The organism is Pseudonocardia sp. P-1 (assembly GCF_058111925.1).
In genome coordinates this window covers 1076004-1091419 of the sequence record NZ_CM176614.1, presented here as the reverse complement: position 1 = coordinate 1091419, position 15416 = coordinate 1076004, and the positions used below count along the sequence as shown (strand labels likewise).

At 76.1% G+C, this 15416-nt stretch carries 14 protein-coding genes; 9 read left to right on the top strand and 5 right to left on the bottom strand.

Annotated elements, in window-relative coordinates:
- Positions 1–40: 40 nt before the first annotated feature.
- Positions 41–1078: a zinc-dependent alcohol dehydrogenase family protein gene (locus tag AC0GKK_RS05195; protein WP_405421881.1), complete on the bottom strand. Its 1038-nt coding sequence runs from the start codon at positions 1076–1078 to the stop codon at positions 41–43.
- Between the two features lie 81 nt (positions 1079–1159).
- On the opposite strand from AC0GKK_RS05195, the gene AC0GKK_RS05190 reads away from it, so the two are divergent.
- Together AC0GKK_RS05190 and AC0GKK_RS05185 are read left to right on the top strand one after the other, a co-directional pair.
- Positions 1160–1696: a type II toxin-antitoxin system PemK/MazF family toxin gene (locus AC0GKK_RS05190; RefSeq protein WP_405417935.1), complete on the top strand. Its 537-nt coding sequence runs from the start codon at positions 1160–1162 to the stop codon at positions 1694–1696.
- Positions 1697–1824: 128 nt separating this feature from the next.
- The gene (locus AC0GKK_RS05185; protein ID WP_489883273.1) at positions 1825–3453 is read left to right on the top strand and encodes an ABC-F family ATP-binding cassette domain-containing protein; all 1629 of its coding nucleotides are present in this window, start codon (positions 1825–1827) and stop codon (positions 3451–3453) included.
- 2 nt (positions 3454–3455) lie between these two features.
- On the opposite strand, the gene AC0GKK_RS05180 is transcribed toward AC0GKK_RS05185, so the two are convergent.
- Both AC0GKK_RS05180 and AC0GKK_RS05175 read right to left on the bottom strand, forming a co-directional pair.
- A complete protein-coding gene (locus AC0GKK_RS05180; protein WP_405421879.1) occupies positions 3456–4127 on the bottom strand; it encodes an LON peptidase substrate-binding domain-containing protein in 672 nt (223 codons plus the stop codon).
- A gap of 13 nt (positions 4128–4140) precedes the next feature.
- Positions 4141–4851, bottom strand: a complete 711-nt coding sequence (locus AC0GKK_RS05175) for an NUDIX hydrolase (protein WP_307799233.1) — start codon at positions 4849–4851, stop codon at positions 4141–4143.
- A gap of 166 nt (positions 4852–5017) precedes the next feature.
- On the opposite strand from AC0GKK_RS05175, the gene nadA reads away from it, so the two are divergent.
- The 3 genes from nadA to nadC are packed head-to-tail and all read left to right on the top strand — an operon-like array spanning position 5018 to position 8498.
- Positions 5018–6016 carry a quinolinate synthase NadA gene (nadA, locus tag AC0GKK_RS05170; protein WP_062402227.1) on the top strand — a complete coding sequence of 333 codons (999 nt, stop codon included), beginning with the start codon at positions 5018–5020 and terminating at the stop codon, positions 6014–6016.
- Positions 6013–7614, top strand: a complete 1602-nt coding sequence (locus AC0GKK_RS05165; RefSeq protein ID WP_476654391.1) for an L-aspartate oxidase — start codon at positions 6013–6015, stop codon at positions 7612–7614. The genes nadA and AC0GKK_RS05165 overlap by 4 nt, the downstream gene beginning before the upstream one ends.
- Positions 7611–8498: a carboxylating nicotinate-nucleotide diphosphorylase gene (gene nadC, locus AC0GKK_RS05160; RefSeq protein ID WP_405417928.1), complete on the top strand. Its 888-nt coding sequence runs from the start codon at positions 7611–7613 to the stop codon at positions 8496–8498. Before AC0GKK_RS05165 ends, nadC begins: the two co-directional genes overlap by 4 nt.
- A 71-nt stretch (positions 8499–8569) precedes the next feature.
- Here the strand turns inward: nadC and AC0GKK_RS05155 are convergent, their stop codons facing one another.
- Positions 8570–9760 (bottom strand): winged helix DNA-binding domain-containing protein, encoded by a 1191-nt coding sequence (locus AC0GKK_RS05155; protein WP_482637193.1) that lies wholly within the window; start codon positions 9758–9760, stop codon positions 8570–8572.
- Between the two features lie 92 nt (positions 9761–9852).
- On the opposite strand from AC0GKK_RS05155, the gene hisD reads away from it, so the two are divergent.
- Genes hisD through AC0GKK_RS05135 form a run of 4 tightly spaced genes read left to right on the top strand, consistent with a single transcriptional unit; the run spans position 9853 to position 13999 of the window.
- Complete coding sequence (gene hisD / locus AC0GKK_RS05150) at positions 9853–11181, top strand: histidinol dehydrogenase (protein WP_489883272.1); 1329 nt, start codon at positions 9853–9855, stop codon at positions 11179–11181.
- Positions 11178–12299: a histidinol-phosphate transaminase gene (locus tag AC0GKK_RS05145; RefSeq protein ID WP_346109024.1), complete on the top strand. Its 1122-nt coding sequence runs from the start codon at positions 11178–11180 to the stop codon at positions 12297–12299. Before hisD ends, AC0GKK_RS05145 begins: the two co-directional genes overlap by 4 nt.
- 11 nt (positions 12300–12310) lie before the next feature.
- Positions 12311–12910 carry an imidazoleglycerol-phosphate dehydratase HisB gene (gene hisB, locus AC0GKK_RS05140; protein WP_062404576.1) on the top strand — a complete coding sequence of 200 codons (600 nt, stop codon included), beginning with the start codon at positions 12311–12313 and terminating at the stop codon, positions 12908–12910.
- A 36-nt stretch (positions 12911–12946) separates the two neighbouring features.
- Positions 12947–13999 carry an LLM class flavin-dependent oxidoreductase gene (locus AC0GKK_RS05135; protein ID WP_178375225.1) on the top strand — a complete coding sequence of 351 codons (1053 nt, stop codon included), beginning with the start codon at positions 12947–12949 and terminating at the stop codon, positions 13997–13999.
- Here the strand turns inward: AC0GKK_RS05135 and AC0GKK_RS05130 are convergent.
- A complete protein-coding gene (locus tag AC0GKK_RS05130) occupies positions 13966–15351 on the bottom strand; it encodes a CoA transferase (protein WP_476654394.1) in 1386 nt (461 codons plus the stop codon). The genes AC0GKK_RS05135 and AC0GKK_RS05130 overlap by 34 nt on opposite strands.
- Positions 15352–15416 lie beyond the last annotated feature (65 nt).

Genomic DNA, 15416 nt, shown 5'->3' with positions numbered 1-15416 from the left:
GCCCCCGCGGTGGCGGGGGCCGCGCCGGTGTCCGCGCGGGTCAGGGCTTGATCAGGACCTTCAGCGCCTCGCGGTCGTTCATCGCGCGGTAGCCGTCGGGGACCTCGTCGAGGCCGATGGTGCGGTCGAAGACCCGTCCGGGCTGGATACGGCCCTCCAGCACGTCGGGCAGCAACTCCTCGATGTAGGCGCGCGCCGGGGCGACGCCACCGTGCACGCCGACGTTGCGCATGAACTCGCCGACGCCGAGCGGGATGTCGGAGTACTGCGAGACGCCGACGCGGCCGACCAGCCTGCCGTCCTTCGTCACGTCGATGGCGGTGCGGATCGCCTCCACGTAGCCGACGCACTCCAGCGCGGCGTCCACGCCGTCGCCGCCGGTCAGCTCGCGCACCTTCTCGACCGCCTCGTCGCCGCGCTCGGCCACGACGTCGGTGGCGCCGAACTCGCGGCCCAGGTCGGTGCGGTCGGTGTGCCTGCCGAGCAGGATGATCCGCTCGGCGCCGAGGCGCTTCGCCGCGAGCACCGCGCACAGCCCGACCGCGCCGTCGCCGACGACGGCCACGGTGTCCCCGCGGCGCACCCGCGCCGAGACCGCGGCGTGGTGGCCGGTGGAGAACACGTCGGACAGGGTGAGCATCGACGCGAGCAGCGCGTCGTCCGGCTCGCCCGGCATCGGGACCAGGGTGCCGTCGGCGAACGGGACGCGCACCGCCTCGCCCTGGCCGCCGTCGGTGCCGTCGGAGCCCCAGCCGCCGCCGTGCCGGCACGAGGTCTGCAGCCCCTGCGCGCAGAAGTCGCAGGTGTTGTCGGCCCAGACGAACGGTGCGACGACGAGCTGGCCCGCCGTGCGGTTCCGCACCCCGGACCCGACCTCCTCGATCACGCCGAGGAACTCGTGGCCGATCCGGTCGCCCTGCGGGTTGTCGTCGGCCGAGTTGTACGGCCACAGGTCGCTGCCGCAGATGCACGAGCGCAGCACGCGCACGATCGCATCGGTGTCGTCACGGATGACCGGGTCCGGTACGTCGGACGAGACCCGGATGTCGTGCGTGCCGTGGATCAGAGTCGCCTTCATGCCCCCGGACTTCCCGTATGCGGAACCGTTCATGCGCGCCCGGTGGTCGTGACGTGCCGCACGTGCGGCAGGCTTGGCGGCATGGCGATCAACTGGGGCTCGGTGCTGCGCAAGGCCGCGGATCTGGCGGTGCAGTTCCTGAAGGACTCGAAGAAGGACGGACAGGCCCCGCGGCGCGGCCACGACGGCGGCGCCCGGCCCGGCCCGCCGCCGACGGCGGGGCGGGTGCGCACCGCGCCCACCGGCGACCGTGCCCGGGAGGTCGCCTACGCCCCCGAGCCCGACGGCGCCGCGGACCCCGGCGAGATCGTCTGGACCTGGGTGCCCTACGAGGAGGACGCGAGCCAGGGCAAGGACCGGCCGCTGCTCGTCGTCGGGCGCTCGGGTGGCGAGCTGCTCGGGCTGATGCTGTCCAGCCAGGACAAGCGGGCCCACGACCCGGACTGGGTCGGGATCGGCTCCGGCGCCTGGGACCGCGAGGGCCGCGACTCCTACATCCGGCTCGACCGGGTGCTGGAGGTCGAGGAGCACGGCATCCGCCGGGAGGGTGCGGTGCTGGACCGGGCGCGGTTCGACCGGGTCGCGGACGAGCTGCGGTCGCGCTACGGCTGGCGCTGAAACCCGGGTGCGCCCGTGCGGGCGCACCCGGTAGGGTCGCCGTCATCATGAGGCACTGACGACCCCCTCGACCGCGGACGCGGCACACGCCCCTGCGGTCCTCCTCCGTCTCCACCGGAGTCGTCGTCATGTCATCGACCGAGCAGGTCCACGCCGTCACCGCCCGCGGGCTGGTCCGTTCCCACGCCGCCCGCGCCGGCCGTCCGCCGGTGCTCGACGGCGTCGACCTCGTCGCCGCGCCGGGCACCCGGGTCGGCCTGATCGGGGAGAACGGCTCGGGCAAGTCCACACTGCTGCGGCTGCTCGCCGGCGTCGACACCCCGGACGGCGGGACGCTCACGGTTCCCGCGGACCGGGTGTACCTGCCGCAGGAACCCGACCTGGGCGACGGGGGGACCGTCGGCGACCTGCTCGACGCGGCGCTGCGCCCGCTGCACGACGCCGTCGCCGAGCTGGAGCGTCTGGCCGCCGGTCTGGCCGACGGCAGCGGCGCCGCCGCCTACGACCGGGTGCTGGCCTGGGCGATCGCCCACGACGCGTGGGACGCCGACCGGCGCGCCGAGGTCACCGCGGGCACGCTCGGTGTCGCCGACCTGGAGCGGGACCGGCCGGTCGCGACCCTGTCCGGGGGCGAGCGCACCCGGCTCGCGATGGCCGCCGCCCTGGTCCGCCGCCCCGCGGTGCTGCTGCTCGACGAACCCACCAACCACCTCGACGACGCCGCCCTGGAGCTGCTGGAACGCTCGCTGGTGGAGCTGCCCGGCGTCGTCGTCGCGGCGAGCCACGACCGCACCTTCCTCGACCGGGTCTGCACCGAGCTGCTCGACCTCGACGCCGGCGAGCTCGGCACCGACGGGTACGGCGGGCGCCGGTTCGGAGGCTCGTTCACCGAGTACCTGGACGCCGCCGCGGCGAGCCGCCGCCGGTGGGAGGAGCGCTTCGCCGCGGAGCAGGAGGAGATCGCCGCGCTGCGGGAGAAGGCGCGGGCCGGGCTGTCGACGATCGCCCCCGGGCGCGGACCGCGCGACAACGACAAGTTCATCCACGCCTTCAAGGGGGCGGGCGTCGAACGCACCCGGGCCCGCCGGGTCCACGACGCGCAGCGCCGCCTGGAGGCCGCCGAGCGCGAGGCGGTCCGCAGGCCGCCCCGGCCGCTGGAGTTCGCCGGGCAGCTCACCGGCGACGCCCCGGCCGGCGGGCTCGCCGTGAGCGTGCGGGACCTGCGGGTCGACGGCCGGCTGCGGCTCGGCCTGCTCGACCTGGCGGTGGGGGAGAAGCTGCTGGTCACCGGCCCCAACGGGGCCGGGAAGTCGACGCTGCTGGCGGTCCTGCACTCCGACCTCGCTCCGGACGCGGGCACCGTGGACGTCCGGGCGCGCCGGGTCGGCCTGCTGGCCCAGGACCCCGACGTCGGCCCGCCCGACCGCAGCGCCGCGGCCGCCTACGCCGAGGCCGTCGGCGTGGAGCGGGCGGAGACCGTCCCGCTGCGCGAGCTGGGGCTGCTGCACCCGCGCGAGCACGGCACCGCGGTCGGAGAGCTCAGCCTCGGCCAGCGGCGGCGGCTGGCCCTGGCCGTCGTCGTCGCCGACGCCCCGGACCTGCTGCTGCTCGACGAGCCGACCAACCACGTCTCGCTGCGGCTGGCCGGGGAGCTGGAGTCGGCGCTCGGCACTGCGCCGGGGACGGTCGTCGTCACCTCGCACGACCGGTGGCTGCGCCGGCGCTGGGAGGGGCCGCACCTCGCCGTCGGCGGGTGAGCTCAGTTCGGGCTGTGCTCGTCGGGGAACGACCCGAGCGGCGCGGGCACCGCCCGCAGGGTCTCCAGCAGGCCGCGCTCGCGGGCGAGCAGCCTGCGGATCTCCCGGAGCCGCTGCACCGCGCTGGTCTGCTCCAGCAGGAGCTGGCGGTCGCCCAGGGGCAGCAGGCAGTCCCCGGCCAGCAGGTGCGCGAGGTCGGCGGTGGGGGTGTCGTCGGCGGGCTCGGACCAGTCACCGGTCCGCCACGCGGTGTCGCAGTACTCGCGGTGCGCCGCGCGGGCGGACCGCTCCAGCATCGCCACCAGCCGCGGGTCGGCCTCGTCGCCGGTGTCGTCGGGCAGGAACTCGACCTCGCCGCAGAGGTAGGAGTGCGAGCCCGCGTCGAGGTCGAGCAGCCGGAAGCGGCGGGCCCCGCGGGTGACGACGTCGTAGCGGCCGTCGGGCAGCCGGCGGGCGTCGATGAGCACCGCGGTGCAGCCGACGGCGTGCATCCCGGCGGCCCCGGAACGGTCCGGCGAATGGCCCTCGCGCACCGCGACGACACCGAACTCGCGGTCGTGGACGGCACCGGTGAGCAGGTCGACGGTGAGCTGGCGGTAGCGGGGCTCGAAGATGTGGAGGGGAAGCGCCGCACCCGGCATCAGCACCGTCCCCAGCGGGAACAGCGGGAGCATGGCGGACACCGGCTCACGGTAGTACGCCGTCGCGGGGCCCGCCGGGTCGCGCAGGTGGCCGGAGCACGGCGAACGCGTCGGTGACCCGCATCCCGCGGTCGGTGAACCGGAAGACCGCGGCCGGGCGGCCGCCGGAACGGCCCGACGGGACCACCTCACCGGTGGGCTCCAGCAGGCCGCGGCGGGTGAGGACGCGCTGCAGGTTCGTCGCCGAGACCTCGTGGCCCAGCGCGGCCACGTAGTGCTCGCGCAGCGCCGAGATCGTGAACTCCGCGGGGGCGAGCGCGAACCCGAGGTTGGTGTAGGAGAGCTTGGCGCGCAGGCGGTCCCGCCCCGCCGCGACGATCGCGGCGTGGTCGAACGCGGTCGCGGGCAGGTCCTCGACGTCGTGCCACGCGGTGTCCCCGGGCAGCTCGGGGTCCGCGTCGGAGGGGACCAGGCCGAGGAACGCGGTGGCGATGCGGCGCTTGCCGGGTGAGCGGGCCGGGTCGGAGAAGACCGACAGCTGCTCGACGTGGGCGACCTCGCGGACGTCGACCTTCTCGGCGAGCTGGCGGCGCACGGAGGTCTCGACGTCCTCGTCGGGGCCCAGGGTGCCGCCGGGCAGCGCCCAGCGTCCGGCGTCCGGGTCCAGGGCCCGCTGCCAGAGCAGGGCGCCCGCCCGGCCATCCCGGATCCTGAGCACGACGGCGAGGACCTCGTGCAGGGCGGGTGGCGGTGTCACGGGGCCAGCCTAGGGCGGACCGGCCGCGGCACCGGGACGTGACGGCGGGGTGTCCGTCGGGTGAGGTCCCGGTCACGACGGAGGTGCCGGTGGCGCGCGACCGGTGCTACCATCCGCTCAGTTTCCGCCCGCTAGGCGAAAACCCGACACGGCCCGGGAGGGCGCAATGACCGGAACGCTGACGGCACCCGGCGGCACGGGGACCGACCCCGGCTGGGCCGACGAGGTGCGTGCGCTGGCCCGCGAGCGGGACGCGGTCCTGCTGGCGCACAACTACCAGCTGCCCGAGATCCAGGACGTCGCCGACCACGTGGGGGACTCGCTCGCGCTGTCCCGGATCGCGGCCGAGTCCCAGGCGTCGACGATCGTGTTCTGCGGCGTGCACTTCATGGCCGAGACCGCCAAGATCCTCAGCCCGGACAAGACCGTGCTGATCCCCGACGCCCGGGCCGGCTGCTCGCTGGCCGACTCGATCACCGCCGACCAGCTGCGGGAGTGGAAGGCCGAGCACCCGGGCGCCGTCGTCGTCTCCTACGTCAACACCACCGCCGCGGTGAAGGCCGAGACCGACATCTGCTGCACCTCCTCCAACGCCGTCGAGGTCGTCGACTCGATCCCGCGTGACCGCGAGGTGCTCTTCCTGCCCGACCAGTTCCTCGGCGCGCACGTCCGGCGCACCCTGGAGCGGGAGAACATGCACGTCTGGGCCGGGGAGTGCCACGTGCACGCCGGCATCAACGGCAAGCAGCTCACCGAGCGGGCCGCGGCCCACCCCGGCGCCGACCTGTTCGTGCACCCCGAGTGCGGCTGCGCGACCTCGGCGCTCTACCTGGCGGGCACCGGCGCGGTGCCCGCCGAGCAGGTCAGGATCCTCTCCACCGGCGGCATGATCGACGCCGCCCGCGCCACCGGCGCGACGGAGGTGCTCGTCGCGACCGAGGTCGGGATGCTGCACCAGCTGCGCCTGGCCGCCCCGGAGATCGCGTTCCGCGCGGTGAACGAGAACGCGTCCTGCCCCTACATGAAGATGATCACCGCCGAGGCGCTGCTGCGGTCGGTCCGCGAGGGCACCGACGAGGTCCACGTCGACCCCGACCTCGCCGCGCGCGGCCGCGCCGCCGTGCAGCGGATGATCGAGATCGGTCAGCCGGGAGGTGGGGAGTGACGGCGCGGGGGGTGAGCTGGGAGGCCGGAGCCGACCTGGTCGTCGTCGGGTCCGGGGTGGCCGGGCTGACCGCCGCGCTCGACGCGGCCGCGGCCGGGCTGCGCGTCGTGGTGGTCACCAAGGACGGCATCGGCGAGGGCTCCACCCGCTGGGCGCAGGGCGGGGTGGCCGTCGTGCTCGGCGACGTCGCGGGGGACTCGCTCGACTCCCACGTCGCCGACACGGTCGCCGCGGGCGGCGGGCTGAACGACGTCGCCGCGGTCGGGACGATCGTGCGCGCCGGACCGGACGCGGTGCGCAGGCTGTGCGGCCGCGGCGCCCTGTTCGACCGGAGCGGGGACCGCCCCGCGCGGACCCGGGAGGGTGGCCACTCGGCGTACCGGGTGGTCCACGCCGGGGGTGACGCGACCGGCGCGGAGATCGAGCGCGCCCTGGTCGCCGCCACCCGCTCGGCGCAGCTCACCGTGCTCGACGGGCACGTCGCCGCCGAGGTGCTGCGTGACGCCGGCCGGGTCGCCGGCCTCACGGTGCTCGACGCCCACGGTCGCGCCGGGGTGCTGTCCGCGCCCGCGGTGCTGCTCGCGACCGGCGGCTACGGCCAGCTCTACGCCTCCACCACCAACCCGGGCACCTCCACCGGCGACGGCGTCGCGCTCGCCCTGCGCGCCGGTGCGGTCGCCGCGGACCTGGAGTTCGTGCAGTTCCACCCGACCGTGCTGTGGACCGGGCCCGGCAGCGGCACCGCCGGGCGCCGCCCGCTGGTGACCGAGGCCGTCCGCGGCGAGGGCGCGGTCCTGCGCGACCGGGCCGGCACCGCGTTCATGGCCGGGGTCCACCCGCGGGCCGACCTCGCCCCGCGCGACGTCGTCGCCGCTGCGATCACCCGCCGGATGGCCGAGACCGGCAGCGCGTGCGCCTGGCTCGACGCCACCGCGCTCGACGGGTTCGCCGCACGGTTCCCGACCGTGTACGCGTCCTGCCGGGCCGCCGGGATCGACCCGCTGACCGAGCCGATCCCGGTGACCCCCGCCGCGCACTACGCCTGTGGCGGCGTCGTCACCGACACGTCCGGGCGGACCGGGGTGCCGGGCCTCTACGCCGCGGGCGAGGTCGCCCGGACGGGGCTGCACGGGGCGAACCGGCTGGCGTCGAACTCGCTGCTGGAGGGACTGGTCGTGGGGGAGCGGGTGGTCCGCGCGGTGCTCGCCGACGCGGGCCCGACCGGGGTGCCGACCCCGGCCGCGACGGTCCCGGCGCTGCCGGTGGCCGACCGCGCCGTGGTGCAGCGGGCGATGTCGGTGAGCGCCGGGATCGGCCGCGACGCCGCCGGGCTCGCCGGGGCGTCGGACGCGATCGAGGCCGTCACCGCCACCGCGGTCCCGGCCGGCCGCGCCGCGGTCGAGGACGCCGCGCTCACCCTGGTCGCCCAGGCCGTGCTGGCCGCGGCCGGTACCCGCCGGGAGACCCGCGGCTGCCACGTGCGCACCGACTTCCCGGACCGGGACGACACCTACCAGCGCTCGTCGCTGCGGGTGCGGGTCGACGCCACGGGACGGCCGGTCGTCGTGGCCGGCGAGACGCTGGCGGGTGTCGCATGAGCACCGTCGCCGCCGGGGTCGGCGGGGTCACCGAGGTCGGCGTCCCCGACCCCGACGACCTGCTGCGCGTCGTGCGCACCGCGCTGGAGGAGGACCTGCGGTACGGCCCGGACGCGACGACGGCGGCGACCGTGCCCGCCGGGGCCGTGGCGACCGCGTCGTTCACCCCGCGGGCCGACGGGGTGCTCGCCGGGCTCCCGGCCGCCCGCGCCGTGCTCGACGAGGTGCTGGGCGCGGGCGGGTACGCGGTGCTCGCCGGGGCCGCCGACGGTGACCGGCTCACCGCCGGGACCCCGGCGCTCACGGTGCGGGCCCCGGTCCGCGGACTGCTCACCGCCGAGCGCACGGCGCTGAACCTGCTCACGCACCTGTCCGGGATCGCCACGGCCACCCGCGCCTGGGTGGACGCCGTCGACGGCACCGGGGCCCGGATCCGGGACACCCGCAAGACGCTGCCGGGCCTGCGGCTGCTGGAGAAGTACGCCGTGCGGTGCGGCGGCGGGGTGAACCACCGGCTCGGGCTGGGCGACGCGGTGCTGATCAAGGACAACCACGTCGCGGCGGCCGGGTCGGTGTCCGCGGCGCTGGCCGCGGCCCGCGCGCTCGCCCCGGACCTGCCGTGCGAGGTGGAGGTCGACTCGCTCGACCAGCTCGACGAGGTCCTGGAGCTCGCCGCCGAGCTGGTGCTGCTGGACAACTTCACCGTCGCGGAGACGGCCGAGGCGGTACGGCGGCGCGGGGACCGGGCGACGCTGCTGGAGTCCTCCGGCGGGCTGGCACCGGGCAGCGCCCGGGACTACGCGGCCACCGGCGTGGACTTCCTCGCCGTCGGCGGGCTGACCCACTCGGTGACCGCGCTGGACCTGGGGCTCGACCTGGGGTGAGCACGGCCGGCCGGCACGCCCGGGCCCCGTCACGGAGGGGTCCGCGGCGTGCCACCTCGGGCCGGGCACCCTCAGGCGAGCAGCCGGGGCTGGGCGGGGGCGGGGAAGCGGGCGGAGAACCGGGCGTCGCCGAGGAACTCGCGCAGCCGTCGCGCCGCGGCCGCCACCTCGGTCCGCGCCCGGTCCGCGACCGGCGTGAGCAGCAGGGTCGCGATCCCGCCGTCCGGGCGCTGCACCCAGGTCCCGACGATCCGCCCGTCCACCCAGACCGTCGGCCCGCCGTTGCCGTTGCGGTCGAACAGCTCCGGTGCCACCTCGGCGGGCAGGTACCAGTCGCGGGCCTTCCAGCCCATCGTCGACGGGTCGAGGCTCGGCAGCAGCGCCACCGACGGCCCGGGGTCGGGGACCGGGTCCAGGTCGTCGGGGAGCAGGAACCCGGTGCCCCCGCCGTCGAGGGTCACCTCGACCGCGCCGACGTCGGCCAGCGCCGTCGTGGTGGTGGCGACGGTCCAGCCCGCCCACCACCGCAGGTCGTCGCGGCGGACCGGCCCGAACGCCCGCAGCTGGGCGCGGGCCAGCCCGGCCGCGGCGACGCGACGGGCGTCACCGTCCGGGCCGGGGGCGGGGCCGATCCCGCCGGGGACCCAGGCGTCGGCCGCGGCCCATCGGTACTGGCCGTTGATCCACGTCCCGATCGGCCGGGTCCGCAGCACGCGGCCCTCGAACCCGAGCACCAGCAGCACCCGGGTGTGGGCGGGCTGCGGGCCCCCACCGGGCAGGACGAGCCGCTGCGCGGCGAGCTCGGGCAGTGCGCGGGCGACGTCGCGGGCGGCGGTGGGACCCCGTTCGGCGAGGACCTCCAGGACCTGCCCGGCGGCCTCGGCGTACCACGCCCCGGGGTCGGCGTGGCCGGCCGCGGCGGCCTGGCGCAGCAGGTCGCGGCGCTGGACGGCGGCGACGTCGACGGTGGCGGCGTGGTGGGCGAGCGCGGCGTGGGCGTGGCCGAACACCCAGAGCGTGCGGCGCATCGCGTGGTGGCGCAGCAGCGTGCGGTCGGTGTGCAGCGCGGCGTCGACCGGGGCGAGCGACGGGGCCGCCATCCGCGCGGCCGCCGACAGGTACACCGTGACCGGGTCGGTGGAGTGCAGCGCGACCAGGTCGTCGCTGATCGCGACGACGTCGTCGGTGCGGGTGTGCGGGGCGAGCCGGTGCCGGGTCACCAGCCGGGCCCGGCGTTCGGCGTCGCTCACGTGGCGGGTCACGCCGCGGAGACTGCCACGGCCCACCGACGGCGAGGACGTGGCTCACCCCGCCGGGATGGGACCGTGTCGGACCCCCGCCGTACCCTGGGGTCATGCTCCGCCGCCTCGACCTGCGAGCCGAACCGCTGCCCCGTCCGGCCACCCTGCGCGGCATGATGCCGCGCGCCGAGCTGGACATCGACGCCGCTCTGGAGCGTGCCCGCCCGCTGGTGGAGGACGTGCGCGACCGCGGCGCCGCCGCCGCGCTGGACGCCACCGAGCGCTTCGACCGGGTCCGTCCGGAGACCGTGCGCGTCCCGGCCGAGGCGATCTCCGCCGCCCTGCGCGACCTCGACCCGGACGTGCGCGCGGCGCTGGAGACCTCGATCGAGCGCGCCCGGATCGTGCACGCCGAGCAGCGCAGGCCCGACGTGGTCACCCAGGTCGTCCCCGGCGGCACCGTCACCGAGCGGTTCGTCCCGGTCCGCCGGGTCGGGCTCTACGCCCCGGGCGGGCTGGCGGTCTACCCGTCGAGCGTGGTCATGAACGTGGTCCCGGCGCAGGCGGCCGGCGTGGAGTCGCTGGTCGTCGCCTCCCCGGCGCAGGCGGAGTTCGGCGGACGCCCGCACCCGACGATCCTGGCGGCGGCCGCGCTGCTCGGCGTCGACGAGGTGTGGGCCGTCGGCGGCGCCCAGTGCGTCGCGCTGCTGGCCTACGGCGGCACCGACACCGACGGCGCCGAGCTGGAGCCGGTCGACATGGTCACCGGCCCCGGCAACGTCTACGTCACCGCGGCCAAGCGGATGCTGCGCGGCCTGGTCGGGATCGACGCCGAGGCCGGCACCACCGAGATCGCGATCCTCGCCGACGACACCGCGGACGCCGCGCACGTCGCCGCGGACCTCATCTCGCAGGCCGAACACGACCCGAACGCCGCATCGGTGCTGGTCACGACCTCCGACGCGCTGGTGGAGCGGGTCGAGGCCGAGCTGGAGACCCGGGTCGGCGCGACCAAGCACACCGAGCGGGTGCGCACCGCGCTGACCGGGCCGCAGTCCGGGGTCATCCTGGTGTCCTCGACCGCCGACGGGGTCGCCGTCGTCGACGCCTACGCCGCCGAGCACCTGGAGATCCAGACCGCCGACTCCGCGGGCGACGCGGCGAAGGTCCGCAACGCGGGCGCGATCTTCGTCGGGGCCTGGTCGCCGGTGTCGCTGGGCGACTACTGCGCCGGGTCGAACCACGTGCTCCCGACCGGGGGCTGCGCGCGACACTCCGGCGGGCTGTCGACGGCGACGTTCCTGCGCGGCATCCACGTCGTCGACTACGGCCGCGAGGCGCTGGCCGAGGTCGCCGGCCGGGTCGTGACCCTGGCGAACGCCGAGGACCTGCCCGCCCACGGCGAGGCCCTGACCGCCCGGTTCGAGGGGGCCGGGGCGTGACCGCCGGTTCGACGGTCCGGCTCGCGGACCTGCCGCTGCGCGAGGACCTGCGCGGGAAGAGCCCCTACGGCGCGCCGCAGCTCGACGTCGCGGTGCGGCTCAACACCAACGAGAACCCGTACCCGCCGCCGCCCGAGCTGGTCGCCGACGTCGCGGCCTCGGTGGAGGAGGCGGCCCGTGAGCTGCACCGGTACCCCGACCGCGACCTCGTCGCGCTGCGGGGCGACCTCGCCGCCTACCTGTCCCGGCAGACCGGGGTCGAGCTGACCACGGCGAACCTGTGGGCCGCGAACGGGTCCAACGAGATCCTCCAGCAGATCCTGCAGACCTTCGGCGGTCCCGGCCGCACCGCGCTCGGCTTCGTGCCCAGCTACTCGATGCACCCGATCCTCGCCTCCGGCACGCAGACCGAGTTCGTCCCGGTGCCGCGCCGCGACGACTTCACCCTCGACGTCGACGCCGCCGTCACCGTCCTGGCCGGGAAGGCCCCGGACGTCACGTTCGTGACCAGCCCGAACAACCCGACCGGGCAGTCGATCGCCCCGGACGACCTGGCCCGGCTGGTCGACGCCGCCCCCGGGATGGTCGTCGTCGACGAGGCCTACGCCGAGTTCGCCGAGGCCACCGGCCGCCCGAGCGCCACGACCCTGCTGGCGACGCACGGCCACAAGCTCGTGGTCTCCCGCACGATGAGCAAGGCGTTCGCCTTCGCCGGCGGTCGGCTGGGCTACCTCGCCGCCGCGCCCGCGGTGATCGACGCACTCCAGCTCGTGCGGCTGCCGTACCACCTGTCGGTGCTGTCGCAGGCCGCCGCGCGGGCCGCGCTCCGCCACGCCGAGGCCACCCTCGGCTCGGTGGCGCTGCTCGCCGCCGAGCGCGACCGGATCTCCGGCGAGCTGGCCGCCGCCGGCTACGACGTCGTCGCCTCCGACGCCAACTTCATCCTCTTCGGACGCTTCGCCGACGCCGGCCGCGCCTGGAAGGGGTTCCTCGACCAGGGCGTGCTGATCCGCGACGTCGGCATCCCCGAGCGGCTGCGGGTCACCGTGGGCACGCCGGAGGAGAACGACGCCTTCCTCGCCGCCGCCACCGACCTCGCCACCAAGGAGCTGTTGTGACGACCGACAAGGTGAGCCGCATCGGACGCGTCGAACGCGTCACCAAGGAGACCCGGATCGTCGTCGAGATCGACCTCGACGGCACCGGGCGCACCGACATCGCCACCAAGGTCCCGTTCTTCGACCACATGCTCGACGCGTTCGGCAAGCACGGCAGCTTCGACCTGTCCGTGCACGCCGAGGGCGACATCGAGATCGACTCCCACCACACCGTGGAGGACGTCGCGATCGTACTGGGGCAGGCGATCCGCCAGGCGCTGGGGGACAAGAAGGGCATCCGCCGCTTCGGCGACGCCTGGATCCCGATGGACGAGGCGCTGGCCCAGGCCGTCGTCGACGTCTCCGGCCGCCCCTACACCGTGTGCACCGGCGAGCCGGAGATGATGCGCGGCTTCGTCGTCGGCGGGCACTACCCGACCGTGCTGAACAAGCACGTGTTCGAGTCCCTGGCCTTCCACGGGCACCTCGCCCTGCACGTCCGGGTGCTCGACGGCCGCGACCCGCACCACATCACCGAGGCCGAGTTCAAGGCCGTCGCCCGCGCGCTGCGGGCCGCGACCGAGCCCGACCCGCGGGTCACCGGTGTGCCGTCCACCAAGGGCGCCCTCTGACGGAATGTTGAACCCTCAACTTCTGTTGCAGAGGGCATGACGAAGATCGGGTTCCTGTCGTTCGGGCACCACGGAGAGGTCCCCGGGTCCCGGACCCCCACCGCCGCCGACGCGCTGCGCCAGACCGTGGAGCTGGCGCGCGCCGCGGAGGACATCGGCATCGACGGCGCCTTCGTGCGCGTGCATCACTTCGAGCGCCAGCTGGCCGCGCCGTTCCCGCTGCTCGCAGCGATCGCGGCGACCACCAGCCGGATCGAGATGGGCACCGGCGTGATCGACATGCGTTACGAGAACCCGCTCTACATGGCCGAGGAGGCCGCCGCGACCGACCTGCTCTCCGGCGGGCGGCTGCAGCTCGGCGTGAGCCGGGGGTCGCCCGAGATCGCGCTGAACGGTGCCGAGGCCTTCGGGTACCGGCCCGCCGACGGGCAGACCCACGCCGACGCCGCCCGCGCCAAGGCCGAGGTGTTCCTCGCCGCGATCCGCGGTGCCGGGGTGGCGCCCGCCGACCCGTCCCGCACCCGCGGGCGGCACGTCGCGCTGCCGGTGCAGCCGCAGTCCCCGGGCCTCGGCGACCGGATCTGGTGGGGCGCGGGCACCCGGGCCACCGCCGAGTGGGCCGCGACCCAGGGCATGAACCTGCAGAGCTCGACGCTGCTCACCGAGGACACCGGCGAGTCGTTCGACCGGCTGCAGGCCGAGCAGATCCTGCGCTACCGCGAGGCCTGGGCCGCCGCCGGGCACGAGCGCACCCCGCTGGTGTCGGTGTCGCGCAGCGTCATCCCGGTCACGACCGACCTCGACCGCCGCTACTTCGGTGAGCGCGGCGAGGACGACCAGGTCGGGATCCTCGACGGCGCCCGGTCCCGGTTCGGCCGCAGCTACGTCGGTGACCCGGACCGGATCGCCGCCGAGCTCGCCGAGGACGCCGCGGTGCGGGAGGCGGACTACGTGCTGTTCACCGTGCCCAACCAGCTCGGTGTCGAGTACAACGCGCACCTGCTGCGCTCGATCGCCGAGCGGGTCGCCCCGGCGATCGGCTGGGCGCCGGCCGGTCACCAGGTGGCGGCGGCGGTCCCCAGCAGCTGAGGCGGGCCGGGCAGCGGCGCGGGCCGGCCGTCGAACTCCAGCGGGAGCACGGGTTCGACGAGCCGGCCCATCGGCCCGTCGACGGCGTGCGTGGCGATGGTCGCCGTACCGGGCCGGGGGAGGTCCGCGACCTCCGCCGCGGTGAACATCCCGAGCCCCCGGACCCAGGTGCAGACCCCGGCGAGGGTGACCCGCACCCGCCACGAGCCGCCCTCGACGGCGCGCCGGCGCAGCGCCGCGAGCACCCCGGCGGCACCGAGCCAGGCGGCGAGGTAGTCGTTGAGCAGGTGCGTCGGCGGTAGCGACGGGGTGCCGTCCCGGCCCTCCTCGACCGCGAAGCCGGTCGCGGAGCAGGCCAGCTGGTCGAACCCGCCGCGCGCGGCCCACGGCCCGTCGGCGCCCCAGCAGTGCAGGTCCAGGGCGACGATCCCGGGCCGGAGCGCCGCCAGGTCCTCCGGTCCGAAGCCCCGGGCGGCGGTGCCCCGGTAGGCGTTGACGAACACGTCCGCCCCGCCCACCAGGTCGCGCAGCGTCGCCGCCTGCGCCGGGTCCCGCAGGTCCAGCCAGGCGTTGCGCTTCCCGCCGCCGGTCAGCGCGACCATCGCGAGCGGGTCGGGCAGGTCCGGGCGGGACACGTGCAGGACGTCCGCGCCGAACGTGCCGAGCAGCTTGGCCGCGACCGGCCCGGCGATGACGTGGGTGTCGTCGAGCACCCGCGGCCGGTCCGGGACCGGCTCCGGCGCCGCGTCGCCGATCCGCTCCACCTCGACGACCGGGCGCCCGGCCAGGTGGCGGCCCGCCGGGTGCGCGGCCCACCGGTCGGCACTCCGGACGGCCGCGGCCACCCCGCCCGCCGCGCACACCGCGTCCTCCAGGTCGACCGCGCGCCACCGGGCGGCCTCCTCGGCGATCCGCGGCCGCAGCGGCGGACAGTCCAGCACCCGGCAGACGGCGTCGCGCTGGTGCGGGTAGGTGGTGATCAGGAAGATCCACCCGTCGGTGGTGCGGACGAAGCCGTTGTTGGCCAGCGCGGTCGGGTCCTCGGCGACGGACTGCACGTCGACCCCGCCGAGGGTGGTGAGGAACGGGGCGCGCAGGGTGTCGATCGCGTCGGCCGCCCGCACCCGGATCTCGCGGGGTGCGCCGCCGGAGTCCTCGGCGAGCCCCGCGACCTGCAGCCCGAACGCCCCGACCGCCGCGGACATCGCGTCGGCGAGACGGTGCACCGACGGCGTGAGCGGATCCGAGCCGGTCACCCGCAGCGTCGAACGCACCGGGGGAGCGTCCGGCAGCAAGGTCGCCGCCGTATCGGCGGCGGAGGGGAACCGTGCGGGCGGGGTCGTCGTGGTCATGGCTCCAGCCTGCGACGGGACGGCGGTTCTCTCCACGCCCTCCGTATATCCGTAGACTCGGTCGG

Bases quoted from the DNA above. Each gene is read 5' to 3' on its own strand.
- AC0GKK_RS05130 (WP_476654394.1), bottom strand. From the start codon at position 15,351: ATGACCACGACGACCCCGCCCGCACGGTTCCCCTCCGCCGCCGATACG.
- AC0GKK_RS05135 (WP_178375225.1), top strand. From the start codon at position 12,947: ATGACGAAGATCGGGTTCCTGTCGTTCGGGCACCACGGAGAGGTCCCC.
- nadC (WP_405417928.1), top strand. From the start codon at position 7,611: ATGAGCACCGTCGCCGCCGGGGTCGGCGGGGTCACCGAGGTCGGCGTC.
- hisD (WP_489883272.1), top strand. From the start codon at position 9,853: ATGCTCCGCCGCCTCGACCTGCGAGCCGAACCGCTGCCCCGTCCGGCC.
- AC0GKK_RS05185 (WP_489883273.1), top strand. From the start codon at position 1,825: ATGTCATCGACCGAGCAGGTCCACGCCGTCACCGCCCGCGGGCTGGTC.
- AC0GKK_RS05180 (WP_405421879.1), bottom strand. From the start codon at position 4,127: ATGCTCCCGCTGTTCCCGCTGGGGACGGTGCTGATGCCGGGTGCGGCG.
- AC0GKK_RS05190 (WP_405417935.1), top strand. From the start codon at position 1,160: ATGGCGATCAACTGGGGCTCGGTGCTGCGCAAGGCCGCGGATCTGGCG.
- nadA (WP_062402227.1), top strand. From the start codon at position 5,018: ATGACCGGAACGCTGACGGCACCCGGCGGCACGGGGACCGACCCCGGC.
- AC0GKK_RS05195 (WP_405421881.1), bottom strand. From the start codon at position 1,078: ATGAAGGCGACTCTGATCCACGGCACGCACGACATCCGGGTCTCGTCC.